This window comes from Kribbella sp. NPDC048915 (assembly GCF_040649595.1).
Classification (GTDB): Bacteria; Actinomycetota; Actinomycetes; order Propionibacteriales; family Kribbellaceae; genus Kribbella.
This window is the reverse complement of sequence record NZ_JBEZFT010000002.1, coordinates 199709-218996: the sequence shown is the minus strand read 5'-3', so window position 1 is coordinate 218996 and position 19288 is coordinate 199709. Positions and strand designations below refer to the sequence as shown.

The window sequence follows — 19288 nt, the reverse complement described above, 5'->3', positions numbered from 1 at the left end:
ACTGTCGGAGTCGAAGGAGATTCCATGTCGAACAACATCGTGAGCCGCCGCATCCTGCTCGGTGGTCTGACCGCCGCCGGAGCCGCGGGCCTGGTCGGCTGTTCCGGCAACGGCAACGGCAGCGGCAGTCAGGCCGCGCCCGCGCCGGCACCTACCGGTACTGCCGTGGTCGGCAAGACCGACCTGGAGATCTACGCCTGGACCAACGGTCCGACGATCGACGCGAACTTCCGCAAGCGCGTCACGCTGTTCAACCAGGAGTACGCCGGCAAGTACACCGCGAAGATCAACTTCCTGCCCTACGACCAGTACTGGCAGAAGGTGCAACTGCAGTACGCCGCCCGCAAACCGTTCGACATCTACTACTGGGACGTCCAGGCGTACGCGCACTACAAGCGGAACCTGGTCTTCGACGAGCAGCCGGTCATCGACAGTACGCCGATGATGGACGCGATCGCCTACCCGACCAAGCTGTACGACCCGTGGAAGTTCGACGGCAAGCACCTGTTCTGCGTGCCGGAGAACATCCAGTCGATGGCGATGTTCTACAACAAGACCCATTTCGACGCTGCCGGGCTCGACTACCCCGACGAGACCTGGACCTGGGACAAGGTGATCGAGACCGCGCCCAAGCTGCAGAAGTCGGCCGGCGGCAAGGTGACCCGGTGGGGCGTCGACATCGGTGCCCTCGGCATCTGGTGGGGTATCCAGGCGCTGGCCTGGGCCGCGGGTACGTCGTTCGTCGACAAGCCGCTGGAGCCGACCAGGTTCCAGATGACCGACCCGAAGGTGATCGAGTCGATGCGCTACGTCCAGGACATGATGTGGTCCAAGCACATCGCGCCCCGGCCGGACGAGCGAGCCGGCGTCGCGCAGAACAACGGCGGATTCGCCTCCGGCGCGTACTCGATGATCGCCGACGGCACCTGGAACATCGCGTCCTTCCAGCAGATGAAGGACAAGTGGGCGATGGCCCCGCTGCCGAAGTACCAGGGCAGCAGCATCGCGCCGTACTGGCTCGGCGGCTGGGTGATCCCGCGGCAGTCGGCCGCGCTGTCAGCGGCGCAGACCTTCGCGACCTGGAGCGCCACCAAGTTCCAGCCGCAGATGGCCAAGGACCACGACTGGATCCCGTTGCAGAACGCGGCCCGCACCTCCCCGGACATGCTGAAGGGGATGCCGGAAGGCTTCGAGGCGGCGATGAAGGACCTGCAGAACGCGCGGATCGGCGACATCTACACCACCAACATGCAGCAGATCTTCAACGAGGTGTACGGCAAGAACTTCGACCTGCTGCTGAACAACAAACTCACCCCGGAGGATGCCGCCCAGAAGATGCAGGACGCCGCCACCAAGTTGCTCGGCTGAGGAGCGTCATGCAGGCGCTGGTCCTCAGCGACATCGGACGCTTCGACCTCGTCGCACTCGACGATCCGGTCCCCGGGCCGGGGGAGGTGCGCATCGCCGTCACGCAGTCGGGTATCTGCGGATCGGAGCTCGGCGGATTCCTTGGCACGGACGGTCTGCGCCGGCCGGGATTGGTCTTCGGGCACGAGCTCGTCGGTGCGGTCGACGCGTACGGGCCCGGCGTTCCCGTGGAGCACCGACTGCCCCCGGGTGCGTTGGTGACCGCGAACCCACTCCGGTCGTGCCGGACCTGCGCGATCTGCGCGGCCGGGCACGGGAACGTGTGTCCGCAACGTCAATTGCTCGGCGGTCACGTCCATGGCAGCAACGCCGGCCTGGTCGTCGTACCGGTGAGCGCGGTGCATCGGGTCGACCAGTTGCCGGATCCGGGCTCCAGTGTGTTCGCCGAACCGACGGCCTGTGCGCTGCGGGCCGTCGGGCGTACCCGGATCCTGGCCGGCGGATCCGCGCTGGTTCTCGGCGCCGGTCCGATCGGTCTCCTGCTGCTGGAGGTGCTGCGGGCGCGGGGCGTCGAGCAGCTGTTCTTCACCGAACGCGTCGAAGGCCGAGTTGCCGCCGGCGAAGCCAGTGGAGCGACGCGGCTCAGTGATGATCCGGCCGAGCTCGTGCGCCAGACGAAGGAACTCACCGGCGGACTGGGCGCGGACGCGGTGTTCGACGCGGTCGGCAGCGCCGACACCCGGACAGCGGCGACCCTCGCCGCGCGGCCCGGGGGCGACGTGTGCTTCGTCGGGCTGCACTCCGCCGACGGCATGCTGCCGCTGCGGGATCTGATCCGTCGCGAGATCGTCTGCACGACCAGCTTCGCGTACAGCGCCGAAGAGTTCGCGCAAGCGGTCGACCTGCTCGGCCGTGGGGAGTTGGTGTTCCGGGGCGAGGTCGTCCGGGCCGCTCTCGCGGACGGTCAGCACTGGTACGAGCAACTGATCAAGGGTCACCCGGTCGGCAAGGTCGTTCTCCAACCGAGCAACTGAGGGATGTCATCGTGAGCGAAACACCGGTACTGACCCCGTCCCTGACCGGGGCCGAGGTCCATGTCGTCCGGCCAGGTGCGAACGCGGTCACCTACGCGGTGACTGTCTCCGCGGCCGGCGCCTGGGATCCGCGGATCGGATCTTTTTCGTTGCCGCGCGCAACCGCTCTGCACGGCTTCACCAGCGGGTGGGGCCTGGAGTTCGAACCGGTCTCCTGGCCGGCCGACGAGCCGGTCGAGCTCGAGGTGACCACGGGCCGCTCGACGCAGGGCGCCGTACCGTTGCTCGCGATCGAGACCGGGGCCGGCGTCTTCGTCGTCACGCTGCACTGGAGCGGGAACTGGCGACTCGCGAGTACACCTGTGGACGACGGCGTACGGATCGACGTCGAGCTGCACCCGGCCGGGCAGCGGATCCTCCTCGATCCGGGCGAGAGTTGCACCCTGCCCGAGGTCAGTATCGCCTGGGGCGAGACGCGGGCACAGGCGGCCGCGGCTCTCGCGGGACATCTCGCCGGGCAGGCACCAGCTGGTCCTCCACTGCTCACCGAGTGGAACCACTGGTGGCCGTACGAGGACGCCGAGATCAACGAGGAAGTGTTCCTGGCCAACGCGACCGTCGCGGCGGATCTCGGGCTCGAGGTCGCGCTTCTCGACGCCGGCTGGTTCGGTCGTCCCGAGGCGGACAGCGAGTGGTACGCCGAACGCGGCGACTGGCACCGCGTCAACTCAGCCCGCTTCCCGCACGGACTGGCGTGGCTGGCCGACGAAACCCGGGCCCGCGGCATCGAGTTCGGCATCTGGATCGAGGCCGAGGCGATCGGCGTCGGCGCGTCCATCGCCACGGAACGCCCCGAGTTGCTCGCCACCGACCCGGCCGGGACCGAACTCGGCTATGTCTGCCTTGGTTCACCGGCCGGACGGGAGCATCTGTACACGACGGTGTCCGGGCTCATCGAGACCACGCACGCCCGCTGGATCAAGTGGGACTTCAACCTGGACCCGGGTTCCGGCTGTGCCCGCGACGACCACGGCCACTCGGCCCAGGACGGTCTGCTGCGGCACTACCGCGGGCTTTACGACGTGCTGGACCGGTTGCGGGCGGCCTACCCGGATACAGTGCTGGAAGCGTGCTCGTCCGGCGGGCTGCGGATCGATGCCGGCCTGGCCGCGCATGTCGACGCGCTCTTCCTCTCGGATCCCGACTGGACCGAACACCACCTGACGTGCCTGTGGGGCGCTGCTCAGTTCCTCCCGCCACGTCAACTTCTGCACTGGCCGCAGAGCGAGTGGCGTGGTGAGCATCGGTTCCAGAAGGTCGACTACTCGGGCACGTTGATCACACCGGCGCAGTTCGACACGAAGATCCGGGCGGCGCTGATGCATCGTTTCGGTGTGTCGGTGCGGCTCACCGAGCTGCGGCCGGATCTCCTGCGGCGACTCGGTGAGCACGTCGCGGGCTATCGATCGGTGATCCGGCCGCTGGTCGATTCCGGCGTACTGGTCCCGTTGACCGACCAGCCGTTGCGCGAGGAGAAGGGTTGGCGGCAGCCCGCTTATCAGTTGAGCGCCGACGATCGTCACCTGGTGGCCGGCTTCCGCCTCCCGCCGACGGGGGAGTGGGAGCCGGTCCGGCCGGTCGGACTGGACCCGATCGCGACGTACGCGGTGGACGAACTCGACGGCGCGGACCTGCGGCCGCTGAGGCGTCGTACCGGCAAGGATCTCGCGGAGAGCGGGCTGGCGCCCGCCGGAGGGACGTCGGTCCTGTGGCTGTTGCGCCGGGAGAACTGAGCTCAGCCCGGGAACGGGTAGCAGCGCGCGGTGGCGCCGCCGTCGACCGTGATCGACTCGCCGTTGACGAAGCTCGCCTCGCGCGAGAGCAGGAACGCCACGACCCGGGCGATCTCAACCGGTTCGATCAGGCGGCGGATCGGGTGCAGGTCGGCGTACTTGGCAAGCAGTGCCTCGGGATCGTCGGAGGCGTCCAGGAAGGACTGGGTCAGCGGCGTCAGCACCGCTCCGGGCCGGACGGCGTTGCACCGGATCCCGTGGGCGGCTTCCTCGACCGCGAGTTGCCGAGTCAGCGCGTCGATCCCGCCTTTCGTCGCGGCGTACACGAACGACTCGGGGAAGCCGGCCACGGAGTGGATGCTCGACATGTTGACGATCGCACCACCCGCGCCGCGCAGTGCCTCGGTGGCGACCGCGCAACCGAGCATCGTCCCGATCAGATTGACTTGCACGATCGCCTGCAGGTCCGTCTCGTCCAGCGCCCGCGCAGTCGTCGGCCGCTCGATCCCGGCGTTGTTGACCCAGCCGGCCAGCCGTCCTGCGCCATCGGCGACCTGCCTGGCGCGTTCGTGATCGGAGCGACGGGTGACGTCGCCGGCGACACCGACGAACGCCGTGCCCAGCTCCTGCTGCAGGCGTTCCAGCCGCGGCTCGTCGCGGTCCAGCCCGGCCACGATCCAGCCACGCTCGACCAGGAGCCGGGCGATCGCCTCGCCGATGCCGTTGGCCGCGCCCGTCACGACTACTGCGTTGTTCATGTGTCCCACCCTATGCATACCGAGAGGCGGTCATCGTGACCGAATTCGCTGTGGCGCTGGAGATCTCGCACGCGACCCTCGACGGGCAGGCCGGGCCGTTCCGGCGGCTCGCCACGACGATCGCCCGCGGCGCCCCGCTGATCGACATCGCGTTCGACGCCGCCGAGGTGTCCGTGGAGTGGTTGCATCCGTTCAGCTGGGACGCCGGCCTGCGCGGTGTGGTCGCACCGGCCCGATCGCTGGGCGACGGCGACCTGGTCTGCCTGCACGCCGGTCCGTACGGGACCGCCGATGCTGTTGCTCACCGCAACGGAGAGCCGATGCGTTTCCCGACCGCGGGCGACGGTCACCGTTACCTGGCCGGGGACGCGCCCGCTCCGGACGAGGCGCATCAGGACGCGGCCGCGTGGGTGCTGGTGGAGTGCACCGGTCATTGCGTCGTACTGGCGTGGGAGTACAGCGGATCGCTGCGCACCGAGGTGGCGGTGCGGGACGGACGGGTACGGATCACCAGTCAATTGCCGGCGGACACCTTCTTTCCGGGTGCCGACAGTGCCCTGTGGGGCACGGCGGGACCGGTCGGCTGGCTCGCGGTGGTGCCTGGTGGCCTCGACGCCGGTGCTGCGGCGATGCGGACTCTCGTGATCGACGAGATCGTCTCGCCGCCGGACCTGTCGGGAATGCCTGGCGACCCGGAGTTTCCTTGCCTGGTGGCCAATTCGTGGGGAGTTCAGGAGAACACTTCGACCGAGCGCATCCTGGCGATGATGGACGCGACCGCCGCGGCCGGCGCCGAGGTCTTCGTGGTGGACAAGGGCTGGGAACGGTCGGTCGGCGACTGGCACGCCAACGACAGGTTCCCGTCCGGCCTGCGGTGGCTGTCGGACCAGGCCCGCGCACGTGGTCTGGGGTTCGGCATCTGGTGCGGATTCGGCAACGCCGACCCGAAGTCCCCGGTCGCATCGGAGCATCCCGACTGGCTGGCCTCCTGGCGTGGAGCCACCCCGCGGTTGAGCTTCGACAACCATGCGCTGTGCCTCGGCCACGATCCGGCGCGGGACTGGATCCTGGACGAGCTGCGCCGGCTGGTCTCCGACTTCCGGCTGACCTGGTTCCTGCACGATTTCGAGTCCATCGCCCGCTGCGACCGGGACGACCACACCCACGACCCCGGCGCGGGCGAGCATGCCGCGGAGATCGCCTGGCATCAGATCCTGCGCACCCTGATGACGGAGTTTCCCCAGCTGGTACTGGAGAACTGCTGGAACGGCGTCCGGCCGCTCGACCTGGCCATGGTGCGCAGCCACCACACGACGATCACCGAGGATCATTGCCGCACCCACTGGAACAGCCTGGCGAAGGTCGGCCTCGGCCGGTACCTGCCGCTCGACTGGCAGAGCGCCTACATGGGTTCGGACGAGCTCCCGCCGCGGGCCCGGATCGCGCCGTACGTGGTCGGTGGTCCGTGGGTGTTGATGGACGACCCGGAGACCTGGTCCGACGAGACCCGCGAGACCTTGACGAAGGCGGCCCAGCTGTTCAAACGCTGGCGCGGTCCGCTGCGCACGGCAACGGTCTGCCGGCCAGAGGTGGAGTTGCCGGAGTACGACGCCGTCCAGGCCACGACGGCCGACGGCCGGGTGCTGCTCGCGATCTGCGTGCCGGCGGGTACTGACCAGATACGGCTGTGTGGCTTCGAAGGCGAGTTCCAGCTGACCGACGAGTGGACCGGAGACGTACGCGCGGTGACGGTCGACTCGGGCGGTCTCGCACTGCCGACCCGACCCACGGGTGACGGCCTCCTCATCAGCCTGGCCCGTTCATGACCGCGATGATGCCGGTGACCGATCCCGTCATCACCCAGGTCGAAGGGAGTTGCTTCGCGATCTCCGCCACGACCGGCGACTTGCGGGCGGACAGCCTCGACGGGCTGTACTGCGACGACACCCGAGTCGTCTCAGGGTGGCGGCTGCTCGTGGACGGGCGTCCGCCGGAGCCGCTCTCGGCCCAACTGGAGACGCCGTACCAGGCGACCTTCCTCGGACGCCGGGACGTGGTGCTGGTGGAACGGCGGCGCTTTGTCGGAAACGGGATGCGGGAGGATCTGGTCCTGCGGAATCTCGGCCGGGAAGACCTGCCCTGCAAGGTGTCCTACGAACTGGTCGTTGACTTCGCCGACATGTTCTCCGTCAGGGGCGGCAAGCCCGCTCCGCTCGGCGAGGTGGTGTGGAGGGGCAGTCCTTGCTGGCCGAAGCCGTCGCTGCGGGCCGGCACTGCGGTGCGCGGGTCCGCTCGGACGGCCTGACCGCGACGGCCCCGGGGATCGTCAGCGGCGACCTGACAGTGCCTGCCCGGGGCGAGTGGCGGGGCACCATCGAGGTCCTGCCGATCGTCGATCACGAGGAGTCGCAGCCGGCGTACCCCCGCGACGCGCCGCTGCACGACGCTGTGCCGGTCAAGCGGCTGCGAGACTGGCAGGAGGCGAGCCCCACCGTCGAGTTGCCCGGTGAGTTGCGCGGTGAACTGCTCGGCGGCGTGCTGGATCGGAGTGTCCAGGATCTCGGCTCGCCGCGGATCCGGACCGGGGGTGGCAACGAGTTCATCGCCGCCGGTGCGCCATGGTTCATGACGCTGTTCGGCCGGGATTCGTTGCTGACGGCATGGATGGCGTTACCGATCGACCAGCAACTCGCGCCGTCGACCCTGCGTGCCCTCGCGGCGCTGCAGGGCCGCAAGGTCAACCCGGCGACCGAGGAAGAGCCGGGCCGGATCCTGCACGAGGTCCGGCGGAACAACTGGCGCCGCTGATGCCACACGTCGACCGGGCGCTGACCTGGATCCTCGAGTACGGCGACCGCGACGGGGACGGGTTCGTCGAGTACCGCCGGACGACCGGCACGGGTCTGCAGAACCAGGGCTGGAAGGACTCGCACGACTCGATCTCCTTCGCCGATGGCACGCTCGCAGAGGGCCCGATCGCGCTGGCCGAAGTGCAGGCCTACGTGTACGGCGCATTCGTTGCGCGCAGCGAACTCGCCGCCACCTTCGACACACCCGCAGTCGCCCGCGAGTGGGCCGATCGCGCGGACACACCGCGACGGCGGTTCCACGACGCGTTCTGGCTGCCATCGGCCGGGTATTACGCGCTGGCACTGGACGGCCGGAAACGCCAGGTCGACGCACTGGCATCGAACCAGGGTCATGCGCTGTGGACCGGATTGATCGATCCGCGGTACGCCGCGCAGGTCGCCGAGCATCTGGTCTCGCCCGAGCTGTTCTCCGGCTGGGGTATCCGCACGCTGGCGCGATCGATGAAGCGGTACGACCCGCTCAGTTACCACAACGGCTCGGTGCGGCCGCACGACACGGCGATCAGCGTCGCCGGCCTGGCCCGGTACGGGTTCGCCGACGACGCCGTACGGGTAGCGGATGCACTGTTCGACGCGGCGGTGGCCTTCGGCGACCGGCTGCCCGAGCTGTTCTGCGGTTTCGACCGGTCCGAGTTCAGCAGTCCGGTGCCGTACCCGACGTCGTGCTCGCCGCAGGCCTGGGCAGCCGCGGCGCCGTTCCTGCTGGTGCGATCGGTCCTCGGCTTCGATCCCGATGTACCCGCAGGCAAGGTGTACGTCGCTCCGCCAACCGGCTCCGGCTATCTGGCCGGACTCGTCATCCGGCACCTGCCGTTAACCGGGCGGCGGATCACCATCGGCGGCACCGAGCACGAAGGCCTGGAAGACCTCGCCCTGATCCGTCCCCGCTGCTAGTCCGACGACCAGGCCCAGACGGTCGGACGACACCACGTAGGCCGAGTGCGCGGACACCTCCGACCAGCCGGCCTTGCGGACGAGGCCTTCACCTTTGGGCAATCTCGACTGTTCCCGCTTCGAGGTCGACCTGCGATGTGATGTGACGCACAGCCACGGCCGACCCGAAGCCGACCGTCGGGGAGGTCGCGGCGAAGACCTCTCGAGTCAGGAGACCCGTAAGATCCTCACCGGACACACCAAAGCCCAGGGCACCTGCGTGACCTCAAGAACCGATCAGGAGTTCCCCGCGGGATGCGGGCCGGCGCACCCGAGCCGCCGGGTCGGGGTGCAGGATCTTGGCGCTGACTCCGGCGGCCCTGACTCCGGCGGCACTGACTCCGGGTTCTTGCGCAGCCTGGTTGGTAGCGGGTGCAGGTGCGGAGCATGGCGTGGAGGACGGACCTCGAGCCGGATGCGGGCCTTGGAAGGTCTTCGTCTGCCCGACCGCGAATGAGGACCACGCCCGGAGTGCGGGCCGGCTCTCATCGACTGATGCGTGGGTCATCGCGCGGCGGTGGCACAGCAGGGACTGTCGGTGCTTGCCGGTACGCTCTTGGCGCCGGTCGGTTCAGGGAGGAGGAGTGTTGGTGGACGTGGACTTCACGCCTTTCAGCTACTTGACGGCGCCGAACGAGCGCCTCTATCGGGCTGTGATGGACGCCTTCGTGCAGGCCAAGCGTCGCTTCACCGTGCACCTGCGGCCGGAGGATGTGCGCGAGTCGATGCGGTACTGCGCGGAGCTGCCGGCGATCAGTGATGCGCTGACCCGGCTCGTCGAGTGGGGCAATCTTCGCGCGGATCCGGATACGAGTCGTGTGACGACGGTCGAGGACTTCCACCGATCGCGGTTCCTCTATCAGCTGACGAGGCGCGGCGAGGCGGTGGAACAGGCGGTCACGGCGTACGACGAGGCGCTCGGCAGGCGCGGTGCGCTGCAAGCTGTGGCTCTGGCCGACATCGCGACGCAGCTCCGGGCGTTGGCCGAGCTGGCTGATGTACCTGAACCCGATACGGCCAAGGTGCATCTGCTGCTGCGTGGCCTGGTCGACCGCTTTACCGATCTGGCCGGCAACGCGCAGGCCTTTATGGGCTCCCTGCAGCGCACGATCGACTTGCACGATGCGGATGCGGACGTGTTCCGGGCGTACAAGGATCGGCTGATCGACTACCTGGAACGGTTCATCAAGGATCTTGTCAGCACCGGCGCGGAGATCGCCGAGCTTGTCGGCGAGCTGGAGCGTCGAGGGGTGGACGCCTTGCTGGACATTGCGGCCTGGCGGGAGGCCGAGGACGCGGCGCCGGGTGCTGTGGAGGGCGACGATCCGCGGAAGGTGGAGTTCGACCGCTGCAGGCGGTTGTGGGACGAGCGGTGGCAGGGGTTCCGCGCCTGGTTCGTCAGCGAGCCGCATCACCCCAGCCAGGCGAAACTGTTGCGGGCTCAGGCGCGCGCGGCGATCCCTCAGTTGCTGCAGGTCGTCGCCGTGCTGAACGAGCGTCGCTCGGGACGGTCGGACCGCTCGGCGGACTTCCGCGCGTTGGCGAGGTGGTTCGCGGAGGCGCCGCATGAGGACGATCTCCATCGTCTCTGGAGGGCATCGTTCGGCCTGAGCGCGGCTCGGCACCTGTCGGTGAACGAGGAGAGCCTTGCGGAGACGGTGGCGGCGCAGACCCCGTGGGCCGAGGCGCCGTCTTTGGTGATCAGTCCTCGGCTGCGCCGGACGGGGAGCTACGAGCGCCGCGGCAAGCCGAGCCGGGTGATCGATCGCTCCGGCCAGCGCCGGTACCTGAGTGACGTCGCGAAGCGCGAAGCCGCTGAGGCCGCGGCGGCGCGGGCGGCACTGGCCACCGCGCGTCCGACGCGTCTGTCGGACTTCGGCGAGCTGGACCCGGCCGAGTTCCGCTGTTTCCTGGCGCTGCTCGGCGACGCGCTGGCGGCCCGTGTGCCTGGTCGTCGTTCGGTCGAGACGACGACTTCCGATGGCAGCATGTCAGTCCGTCTGACGGCCCTCGACGACGGCAGGCGCGCTGAGATCCGCACGCCGCACGGGGTGTTCCGCGGGCCGGATCATCTGGTGGAAATCGAGGATCTCACCGCGGACGATGTCGTGGAGCAGAGCGCGTGAGCCTGACGGATGCACTGGCAGCGTCGCGAGCTGACGAGTCCCGGCGGGCGGCCCGGGCCTTGCTGCGGCGGCCGCTGCTGCGGTCGGCGGACGACGAGTTCGTGCTGGTACGACGCCATGCGCCGGTGTTGCGGGAGTGGTTCGAGCGCAACGCGGGGTGGCACCTGGCGGTCGACAGCGAGATGGCCCGGTTGGTGAAGACCGTCGTCGATGTGAGTGATCCGACCCATCCGGCGCGCGATATCAGGTCGAAGCAGCCGTTCGGGCGGCGTCGGTATGTGCTGGCGTGTCTTGCGCTCGCGGCCCTGAGCCGGGCGGAGGCCCAGATCACGCTCGGCCGCCTCGCGGAGCAGGTGGTGCTGGGCGCGGCCGATCCCGAGCTGTCGGCTGCTGGTGTCGTGTTCACGCTGCAGGGTCGTGAGGAGCGGGCCGACATGGTGGCGGTCGTCCGCCTGCTGATCGAGATCGGCGTGCTCGCCCGGGTCGCGGGTGACGAGGAATCCTTCGTCAAGGAAACGGGCGACGTCCTGTACGACGTACGCCGCCGGGTGCTGGGCGCGTTGCTCACCACACCCCGCGGGCCGTCGACCGTCGAGGAGATCGGGTTCGAGGACCGCCTCCGCGCCGTGACCCATGAGCTGCCGCCGACCACGGATGAGCTGCGGAACCAGCGGATCCGCCACCACCTGACTCGGCGTCTGCTCGAGGACCCGGTGCTCTACTTCGACGAGCTCGACGAGTCGGAGAGAGGCTATCTACTTGGCCAGCGCGCCGCGATCACCGCGCGAATCACCGAGCTCACCGGTCTGGTGCCCGAGGTGCGGGCGGAGGGCATCGCGATGGTCGATCCGTACGACGACCTGACCGATGTGCGGATGCCCGAGAGCGGTACCGAAGGGCACGCCACCCTCCTGGTTGCGGAGTACCTTGCGGGCCAAGCCGACCGGCAAGTGCCTGTTGCGGAGCTCCACGGTCTGCTGCGCCGTCAGGCCGTCGAGCACAAGAGCTACTGGCGGCGCGACGCGACCGAGCCAGGCGCCGAGCGTGGGCTGGCCGCGACTGCACTGACTCGGCTGCGGGCACTCCGGCTGGTGATCTGGTCGGGCGATGTCGTCAGCGCCCGGCCGGCGCTCGCCCGGTATGGCATCACCGAACCGACAATCCAGGAAATGATGTGACCCGAGACCTTCCCGCGCCCGAGCTCGCGCGCTGGCAACCGCTGCGTACCGGGCTCGTGGACCTGTTCTACTACGACCAGGAGGAGTTCTGGTTCCGCGGTGGACGGTTGCTGCTGCGCGGTAACAACGGCACTGGCAAGTCGAAGGTTCTGGCGCTCACACTTCCCTTCCTGCTCGATGGCGACATGTCCCCGCATCGCGTCGAGCCGGATGCAGATCCCAAGAAACGGATGGAATGGAACCTGCTGCTCGGCGGTGACCACCCGCATCCGGAACGTCTCGGCTACACGTGGCTGGAGTTCGGCCGCCTCGACGAGGACGGCAACGCGCATTTCCGCACGATCGGCTGTGGACTCAAGGCGGTCTCCGGTCGCGGGATCGCGCGGCACTGGTACTTCGTGACCAGCCGCCGGATCGGTGCTGATCTCAGCCTGGTCGATCCCACCGGCAGCGCCTTGACACGCGACCGTCTGGACGACGCACTCGGTGAACACGGCACGGTGTACGACCGTGCGCGGGACTACCGGCGTGCGGTTGACGAGAACCTGTTCGGCTTCGGTGAGCAGCGGTACGGCGTACTCGTCGACCTGCTGGTGCAACTCAGGCAACCGCAGCTGTCCAAGCGGCCGAGCGAGAAAGCATTGTCCGCGGCGCTGACCGAGTCTCTCCCGCCGCTGGATCAGGCCGTGGTAGCAGACGTCGCCGAAGCCTTCCGCAGTCTGGAAGAGGATCGCGAATCGCTGTCGGCGATGACCGAGGCGCGGGATGCCGCGGTGTCGTTCCTTGCGCATTACCGTCGCTATGCGCGGATCGCCTCGCGGCGGCGGGCCCGGCTTCCTCGGGAGGCGCAGAGCGTCTTCGAACGGACCAGCCGAGAGCTTGCCGACGCGGAAAGTGCGCTCGCCGAAGCCGAAGGTCGACTGACCGCTGCCCGAGAGAGCTTCGCCGCCGCGGAATCGGAACGGGTTCGTCTGCAGGCGAGGGATGCGACGCTGCGGGAGAGCCCTGAAATGAGGAACGCTCGCGAACTGGAGCGCGCAGCGGAGGACGCGCGCCGGCTGCGCGGTGAGTCCACGCGGCTCGCCGAAGAGCGCGAGGCCGCCGAGGCCAAAGCTGAGACGCAACGGGATCGGCACGCGGCGGCGATCGGCCGGCACGCTACCGCGAGCGAAACCTTGGCAGCGATCCGGTCGAACGCGACCGACGCGGCATCCGCCGCGCGCATCGCCGCCGATCATGCGGAAAGCGTCGACCGTGCTGTTGACGCCGGCAGCGACATCTCCCAGTTGCGCCTGAAGGCGGATCGGATCACGGAGCGGCAGCAACGCGCGCTCGAGCATGTGAGCCGACTGCTCCGCCTGGCCGACGAGGCGGCGCAGGACGTCGCCGGTGCCCGGCGGTTGCTGGCCGGCCTCGACGCCGAATTGGCCGACCTGGCCGAACGGCACCAGATCGCGGCGCACGAGGTTGCCCAGGCTGGGACCGAGCTGATCTCGGCTGTCCGCGAGCACCTGGGCCGCGCGACCGAACTGCGCGTGGCGGACATCGCTGCCACGGTGGCGGAACTCGAGCCGTGGGTAGAAACCCTCGAGGGCCCGAACCCGGCCGCCGCTTCGGTGACCGCCGCGAGCCAGACGCTGGCTGCGCAGCTCGCGACCGAATCCGCCGAGCTGAGTGCGGACCGTCGATCTGCGACGTCACGGCTCGACGAACTCAAGGAGGAGATCGCCCGGCTGGAGCGTGGCGAGGACACGGTCCCCTCGCCACCGTACACACGGGATGCGCACGGGAGATCGGGACGGGGAGGTGGTCCGCTGTGGCGACTCATCGACTTCGCCGACGGAGTCGACCGGGCCAGCCGGGCGGGGATCGAGGCAGCGCTCGAGGCCGCCGGCGTTCTCGACGCCTGGGTCACGCCGGACGGTGAGCTCCTGGCCGCCGACACCGATGACGTCGTACTTCGGCCCGGTGACGTCGTGCCCGTCCACCTGGGAACCATCCTGCGACCGGCGGTGGATCCAGAGGATCCACACGCGAGCCTCGTGCCCGAGCAACTCGTCGAGGCGCTGCTGTCCTCGATCGGGTGCGGCGAGCAGGAGACACCGGCGTGGGTGAGCACTGATGGCCGGTTCCGTCTCGGTGTCCTGAACGGCGCGTGGCACAAGCCCACGGCAACGTTCATCGGTCGTGCGGCCCGCGACGCCGCACGGCGTGAGCAGCTGAGAGAGCGTCGTGAGCAAGTCGCCGCCGCCGAGGCCGAAATCGCCCAGCTCGGTCTCGCGATCGAGCGGATCGAGGGTCGGAAGCTACGGCTCGCTCAGGAGGTCGCCGATCTTCCTGGCGATGCGGGCCTGCGGCAGGCCCATGCCGCCGTCCTGGCGCTCACTTCGGAGCGTGAACGACTGGCCGGGCGGCGAGAGGTTGCCGTACGCAACGAGGCGGCCAAGGTGAAGTCCGCTGAACAGGCGCAGAGTGCACTGCTGGAAGGAGCCCGCGATTCGGGTCTGCCGACCGAGGCAGAGGCGCTGTCCGAGGTGACGTCGGGCTTGGCGAGTTATCGGATCGCGCTTGTCGAGCTCTGGCCCGCGCTGTCGGCGGTCGGCGACGCGGAGCGTCAGTTGGCCGAGGCAGCTGGCGACGTGACAGAGGCTGAGCGTGCGCATGCAGGTCTCGCGGATCGCGCCGCCGTCGCAGCACGTGACGCGGCGTCCGCCCAGGAGCGGCACCAGACATTGCAGGACACGGTGGGCGCGGTGGTTGCAGAGCTTCAGCGTCAGCTCACTGAAACCGCCGGCCTGCTACGCGACAATCAAACACAGCAGGACGCTGCGCGTGCCGCGGTGGAACAGGAGATCGACGCGCGCGGACGGGCCAAGGGTCAGCATGAAAAGCTGGCGGAGCAACTCGAAACCGCGACCGAGCGACGAGCCGAGGCCGCCGACTCGTTCCGGCGATTCGCGGGCACCGGGCTCCTGGCGGTGGCCCTTCCGGAGCTCGAGATACCCGATCCCGAGGTGTCCTGGGCGCCGATCCCGGCGATGCGCCTGGCCCGGCGGGTCAACGAGGAGCTGGGCGACCTGGATGATGCGGACAACACCTGGGACCGTGTCCAGCATCGGCTCAACACCGAGCTGAAGACGTTGCAGGACACGTTGTCCCGGCACGGAAATCGGGCCTCCGCGGACCTGCAGGAGGACGGCGTCGTGGTCGAGATCGACTTCCAGGGGCGACCGGCGACGGTGTCGCAGCTGGCCGAATCCCTCGAGACCGATGTCGCCGACCGCGAGCGGTTGCTGAGCGAGCGTGAGCGCGAGGTGCTCGAGAACCATCTGGTCAACGAGGTGGCAAGCACGCTCCAGGAGCTGATCTCGGCCGCCGAGTCGCAGGTCGCGGCGATGAACGCCGAACTGGAGGGCCGCCCGACCAGCACCGGAATGAGGCTCCGGCTGCTGTGGCAGCCCCGTCCGGACGGGCCGGCCGGGCTCGCCGCGGCCAGGGATCGGTTGATGCGCCAGGTCTCGGATGCCTGGTCGGCGGAGGACCGCAAGGCGGTCGGCGAGTTCCTGCAGGCACGCATCGCCGAGGTCCGTGCCCGCGACGCGACCGGCACCTGGCTGGAGCACCTGACCTCGGCGATGGACTATCGCGGCTGGAACCAGTTCGTCATTCAGCGGTACCAGAACGGGCAGTGGAAGTCGGCCACCGGCCCGGCTTCCGGCGGCGAGCGAGTCCTCGCCGCCAGCGTCCCGTTGTTCGCGGCCGCCTCGTCGCACTACAGCTCGGCCGGGAGCCCGCACGCACCACGGCTGATCACCCTCGACGAGGCATTCGCCGGCGTGGACGACAACGCGCGGGCGAAGTACCTCGGGCTGCTCGCGGCCTTCGACCTGGACGTGGTGATGACCAGTGAACGTGAATGGGGCTGCTATCCCGAGGTCCCGGCGCTCGCGATCTCGCAGTTGGCCCGCGCGGACGGTGTACCGGCGGTCCTGGTCACGAATTGGGAATGGGATGGCCGGCGGCGGTCGCGCGTCGATCGGGACATCCACGGCCACAATGAGCCGGGCGAGGACGCGTCGTCGCAGGACGGGCTGTGGGAGTGACGGACGGCGCGCGGCTTGAGCGCCTGCTGGGTGGCGAGGACCTTTCCTGGCTGGTGGCCCGCGTACGCAAACGGATGGAGCGCGGCGAGTCGCTGGATACGAACGTGACGCTGCCCGGTGCGACTGCCGCCCAGCGAGCAGCGGTCCAACGACTCCTGGGCCGCCCGCCCAGGCCGGGTCATGCGCTCACCGTTTCACTAACCGCGCTGGACCGCCTGCTGCGCGACTCCGGGGCCTGCTCCGCCGGTCTCGAAGCAGCGATCGTCACCCTCACCGGAGAGGTAGTCGACCGCCGAGCCGCCACGGCCCAGCTGGAGCGATCGTGGCAGACGGGCTTCGAACCCCTACGCGCGGCCGTCGGGCAAAGACCTGAGCTCCAGGAGTGGTTCGCCGAGCTCAACCGAAGCGGCCTGGTACGACGACTGGCGGGCAGTCCGGCGCAAGCGAATCCCCTGCTCCATGACCTGGCCGCGGTCATTGGCCAACTGCCGGCCAGCGGAGAACCCCTGGGCCGCTTTGCCGCGCGGGTCGCCGGCCGCGCACACGCGCTCGACGACGGTGAGCCGTTGGGCACCCTCACATTCGGCGCGGCGCGGGCGCTGTCCGGTCTCGCACCCGGTAATGGAGCGGAATGGCGCCGCGAGGTCTGGGCCTCGGTCGGCATCCTCCGTGATGAGGTCTCGACAACCGTACTCACGCTCGGGCTGCCGGGTAACGCCGACGGTTCGACGGGGAGAGCGCTCGGGGAGCTTCGCGAAGCCGGGCAGCCGGCCGTGCTGACCCTGCGGCAGGTGGTCCGCGACCAGATCTCGACAGGCGCGCGGCGAATCTTCGTCTGCGAGAACCCCGTCGTCGTCTCAGCGGCGGCCGACGCGCTGGGGCCGGACTGCGCGCCGCTCGTGTGTACCAGCGGGCAGCCCAGCGCGGCAGCGATGCACCTTCTCCGCCAGTTGGCCGCCGGGGGAGCTCAGCTCGTCTACCACGGCGACTTCGACTGGGGCGGTATCCGCATCGGCAACGTCGTCTTCGACCGCCTGCCTGCGCGATCGTGGCGATTCCGCGCGACCGACTACCAAGCAACGGCTCGGTCGAGGACGCCGTACAGCCATCACCTGGCTGGATCGCCGGCGTCGGCGAACTGGGATGCCGCGCTCCGCCCGGCGATGGAGTCCACCGGCACCGCCATCGAAGAAGAACACGTCCTCGACGAACTCCTTACCGACCTCGCCCAATAACCCACGCCTGAGCCGCCCTACTGCAAGCCGGGTTCGTGACCTGGGCGGGATAGCTTGCCGACAATGCTCAGGTTGAGAATACTATTGTTGAGTTGAGTATTCTTGGCCGGAGGATGGATGGACTCATCTAGTTACCGTCGACATGTCGAGGGTTTCATTGATTCGGGTGCCGGTCGGCACACGCTGGGTCTGGTGTACGGTCGTCGCCGGATCGGGAAGTCGACGCTGCTGGAGGCTGTCACCCGGGAACGGGGCGGCTTCTATTGGGAGGCGACCCGTACCGAGTCGCCGATCCAGCTGTCCCGGTTGGGTGAGGCGCTCGGTGAGTATCTGGGTGTCGGTCGGCTCGCTCTGGACAGTTGGGACGAGGCGTTTCGCCAGTTGCTGCGGTTGGGTGAGGCGCGTCGAGTGCCGGTGGTCGTCGACGAGTTCGGTCATGTGCTGGCGGCTGATCCGTCGGCCGACTCGATCGTCGCCTCGGCCATCGGCCCGGCCGCTCGGCGCGCCAGTTCGGGGCAGGCACGGCTGGTGTTGTGTGGGTCGGCTATTGCCATGATGAGTTCGCTCACTGCGGGCGAGGCTCCGCTGCGGGGGCGAGCCGGGATGGAGCTTGTCATGCAGCCGGCGGACTTCCGCGAGGCCGCCGGCTGGCTGGGCGCCAACGCCGACCTTGAGCTGGCGGCGCGGGTGTACGCCGTGATCGGCGGCGTGATCGGCTATGCCACCGACATAGTCGATCACGACCTGCCGACCGGAATGGATGACTTCGACCGCTGGGTCGCCGATCGGCTGCTGTCCCCTGCAGCGACCCTGCACCATGAGGCGACCACGCTGCTCGCCGAAGATCCCACTTTGACTGCAGTCAACCCGGTCGTACTGAACAGCATCCTGGGCGCGATCGCGAACGGCTCGATCGCGGCCGGCAAGATCGCGAATCAGCTCCGGCGCTCGGTGTCGAACATCGAGCCGTCGATCCGTCGCCTCATTGCCGCGGGTTTTGTCGTCCGCCATGCCGATCCGGTGCGGTCGCAGCGCCCGAGTTATGCACTGGCCGACCCCTTCCTGCAGTTCCACTACGCGATCCTGGAGCCGCACAGCTCGCTACTGCGCGATCGCGAGCCGTCGGCGACGTGGAAGCGGCGCTTGGCAGCGACCTTCGATGCACACGTCCGCGGGCCGGTCTTCGAGGAACAAGTGCGCAGCTGGGCACGTCGCTACGCCGCCCCGGAAACCCTCGGCGCCGAACCCGACCACCTCGGGCCGTCGGCCGTCGTCGTCGACGGGACCGAGCGGCAACTCGACTTGGTAGTCGCGACGCCCGGTGATCCCGACGAGCCGCCCGCGGCCCGTGAAATCCACGCAATCGGAGAGGCCAAGTCAGGCGAGGTAGTCGGGCACGGACACCTACGGATCCTGGAGCAGGTCCGCGCCGCCTACGGCGGCCGAGCCGCACGCGCCAAGCTGCTGCTCGCCGCACCATCGTTCACGACAGAACTGCGCAGCGAAGCAGACCAGCGACCCGACATCGAGCTCATCGATCTAGAGCGGCTCTACCACGGAAGCTGACACCGAACGCGAGTCTTCGTCTTGTCGCAGGCGGTAGCGCCTTCCGCTCAAGCGGGGGCGGCGAACCTGTAGGGATTCCTCTGCACGAGGGGTGTTGGTGCTGAGGATCTCCTGCGCGCGGTGCCGGCATGCTGAGTTTGGCGATGGCCCGGTGTGCGTTCCAGCTGCCGCTTGTGAACCTCGGACGCCCATGTGGTGCCGGCGTGATTCGATGTGAACCAGCAAGCCCGCGCCTACTGAGGTGCTAACACGAGCGCGTGTCTCGGGGTCGCGGAGCTCTATGACGCGCTCTCAGACTCAGATGCGCGGGACTGGTGGTTCGAG

General features: G+C 68.9%; 13 protein-coding genes. 12 read left to right on the top strand and 1 reads right to left on the bottom strand.

The genetic code is table 11. The features are described 5' to 3' along the window. The first annotated feature begins 24 nt into the window (after positions 1-24). From AB0B82_RS02165 to AB0B82_RS02155, 3 genes are read left to right on the top strand one after another with little or no spacing between them, the layout of a single operon-like run. The gene (locus AB0B82_RS02165) at positions 25-1368 is read left to right on the top strand and encodes an extracellular solute-binding protein (RefSeq protein WP_360161491.1); all 1344 of its coding nucleotides are present in this window, start codon (positions 25-27) and stop codon (positions 1366-1368) included. Between the two features lie 8 nt (positions 1369-1376). Then, positions 1377-2402, top strand: coding sequence for an alcohol dehydrogenase catalytic domain-containing protein (locus AB0B82_RS02160; RefSeq protein WP_360161489.1), 1026 nt, complete (start codon positions 1377-1379; stop codon positions 2400-2402). 11 nt (positions 2403-2413) lie between these two features. Beyond that, positions 2414-4195, top strand: a complete 1782-nt coding sequence (locus AB0B82_RS02155; protein WP_360161487.1) for an alpha-galactosidase — start codon at positions 2414-2416, stop codon at positions 4193-4195. Positions 4196-4197: 2 nt separating this feature from the next. On the opposite strand, the gene AB0B82_RS02150 is transcribed toward AB0B82_RS02155, so the two are convergent. Beyond that, on the bottom strand, positions 4198-4953 hold the full coding sequence (locus AB0B82_RS02150; RefSeq protein ID WP_360161485.1) for an SDR family oxidoreductase: 756 nt from the start codon (positions 4951-4953) through the stop codon (positions 4198-4200). 35 nt (positions 4954-4988) lie between these two features. Here AB0B82_RS02150 and AB0B82_RS02145 point away from each other — a divergent pair, with 35 nt between their 5' ends. The 9 genes from AB0B82_RS02145 (at position 4989) to AB0B82_RS02105 (ending at position 18964) form a co-directional block, all read left to right on the top strand. Beyond that, complete coding sequence (locus tag AB0B82_RS02145; protein ID WP_360161483.1) at positions 4989-6779, top strand: glycoside hydrolase family 36 protein; 1791 nt, start codon at positions 4989-4991, stop codon at positions 6777-6779. Then, positions 6776-7258 carry a glycogen debranching N-terminal domain-containing protein gene (locus tag AB0B82_RS02140; protein WP_360161481.1) on the top strand — a complete coding sequence of 161 codons (483 nt, stop codon included), beginning with the start codon at positions 6776-6778 and terminating at the stop codon, positions 7256-7258. Before AB0B82_RS02145 ends, AB0B82_RS02140 begins: the two co-directional genes overlap by 4 nt. Further along, positions 7180-7761: a hypothetical protein gene (locus AB0B82_RS02135; RefSeq protein ID WP_360161479.1), complete on the top strand. Its 582-nt coding sequence runs from the start codon at positions 7180-7182 to the stop codon at positions 7759-7761. The genes AB0B82_RS02140 and AB0B82_RS02135 overlap by 79 nt, the downstream gene beginning before the upstream one ends. Continuing rightward, positions 7761-8717 carry a hypothetical protein gene (locus tag AB0B82_RS02130; RefSeq protein ID WP_360161477.1) on the top strand — a complete coding sequence of 319 codons (957 nt, stop codon included), beginning with the start codon at positions 7761-7763 and terminating at the stop codon, positions 8715-8717. The genes AB0B82_RS02135 and AB0B82_RS02130 overlap by 1 nt, the downstream gene beginning before the upstream one ends. Positions 8718-9346: 629 nt before the next feature. Continuing rightward, positions 9347-10882 (top strand): TIGR02677 family protein, encoded by a 1536-nt coding sequence (locus tag AB0B82_RS02125; protein WP_360161475.1) that lies wholly within the window; start codon positions 9347-9349, stop codon positions 10880-10882. Next, positions 10879-12060: a TIGR02678 family protein gene (locus AB0B82_RS02120; protein WP_360161473.1), complete on the top strand. Its 1182-nt coding sequence runs from the start codon at positions 10879-10881 to the stop codon at positions 12058-12060. The genes AB0B82_RS02125 and AB0B82_RS02120 overlap by 4 nt, the downstream gene beginning before the upstream one ends. Continuing rightward, positions 12057-16163, top strand: a complete 4107-nt coding sequence (locus tag AB0B82_RS02115) for a TIGR02680 family protein (RefSeq protein WP_360161471.1) — start codon at positions 12057-12059, stop codon at positions 16161-16163. Before AB0B82_RS02120 ends, AB0B82_RS02115 begins: the two co-directional genes overlap by 4 nt. After that, a complete protein-coding gene (locus AB0B82_RS02110; protein WP_360161469.1) occupies positions 16154-17398 on the top strand; it encodes a TIGR02679 family protein in 1245 nt (414 codons plus the stop codon). The genes AB0B82_RS02115 and AB0B82_RS02110 overlap by 10 nt, the downstream gene beginning before the upstream one ends. A gap of 102 nt (positions 17399-17500) precedes the next feature. After that, the gene (locus AB0B82_RS02105) at positions 17501-18964 is read left to right on the top strand and encodes a hypothetical protein (protein WP_360161467.1); all 1464 of its coding nucleotides are present in this window, start codon (positions 17501-17503) and stop codon (positions 18962-18964) included. The last annotated feature ends 324 nt before the right edge of the window (positions 18965-19288 follow it).

Bases quoted from the DNA above. Each gene is read 5' to 3' on its own strand.
- AB0B82_RS02165 (WP_360161491.1), top strand. From the start codon at position 25: ATGTCGAACAACATCGTGAGCCGCCGCATCCTGCTCGGTGGTCTGACC.
- AB0B82_RS02140 (WP_360161481.1), top strand. From the start codon at position 6,776: ATGACCGCGATGATGCCGGTGACCGATCCCGTCATCACCCAGGTCGAA.
- AB0B82_RS02130 (WP_360161477.1), top strand. From the start codon at position 7,761: ATGCCACACGTCGACCGGGCGCTGACCTGGATCCTCGAGTACGGCGAC.
- AB0B82_RS02160 (WP_360161489.1), top strand. From the start codon at position 1,377: ATGCAGGCGCTGGTCCTCAGCGACATCGGACGCTTCGACCTCGTCGCA.
- AB0B82_RS02150 (WP_360161485.1), bottom strand. From the start codon at position 4,953: ATGAACAACGCAGTAGTCGTGACGGGCGCGGCCAACGGCATCGGCGAG.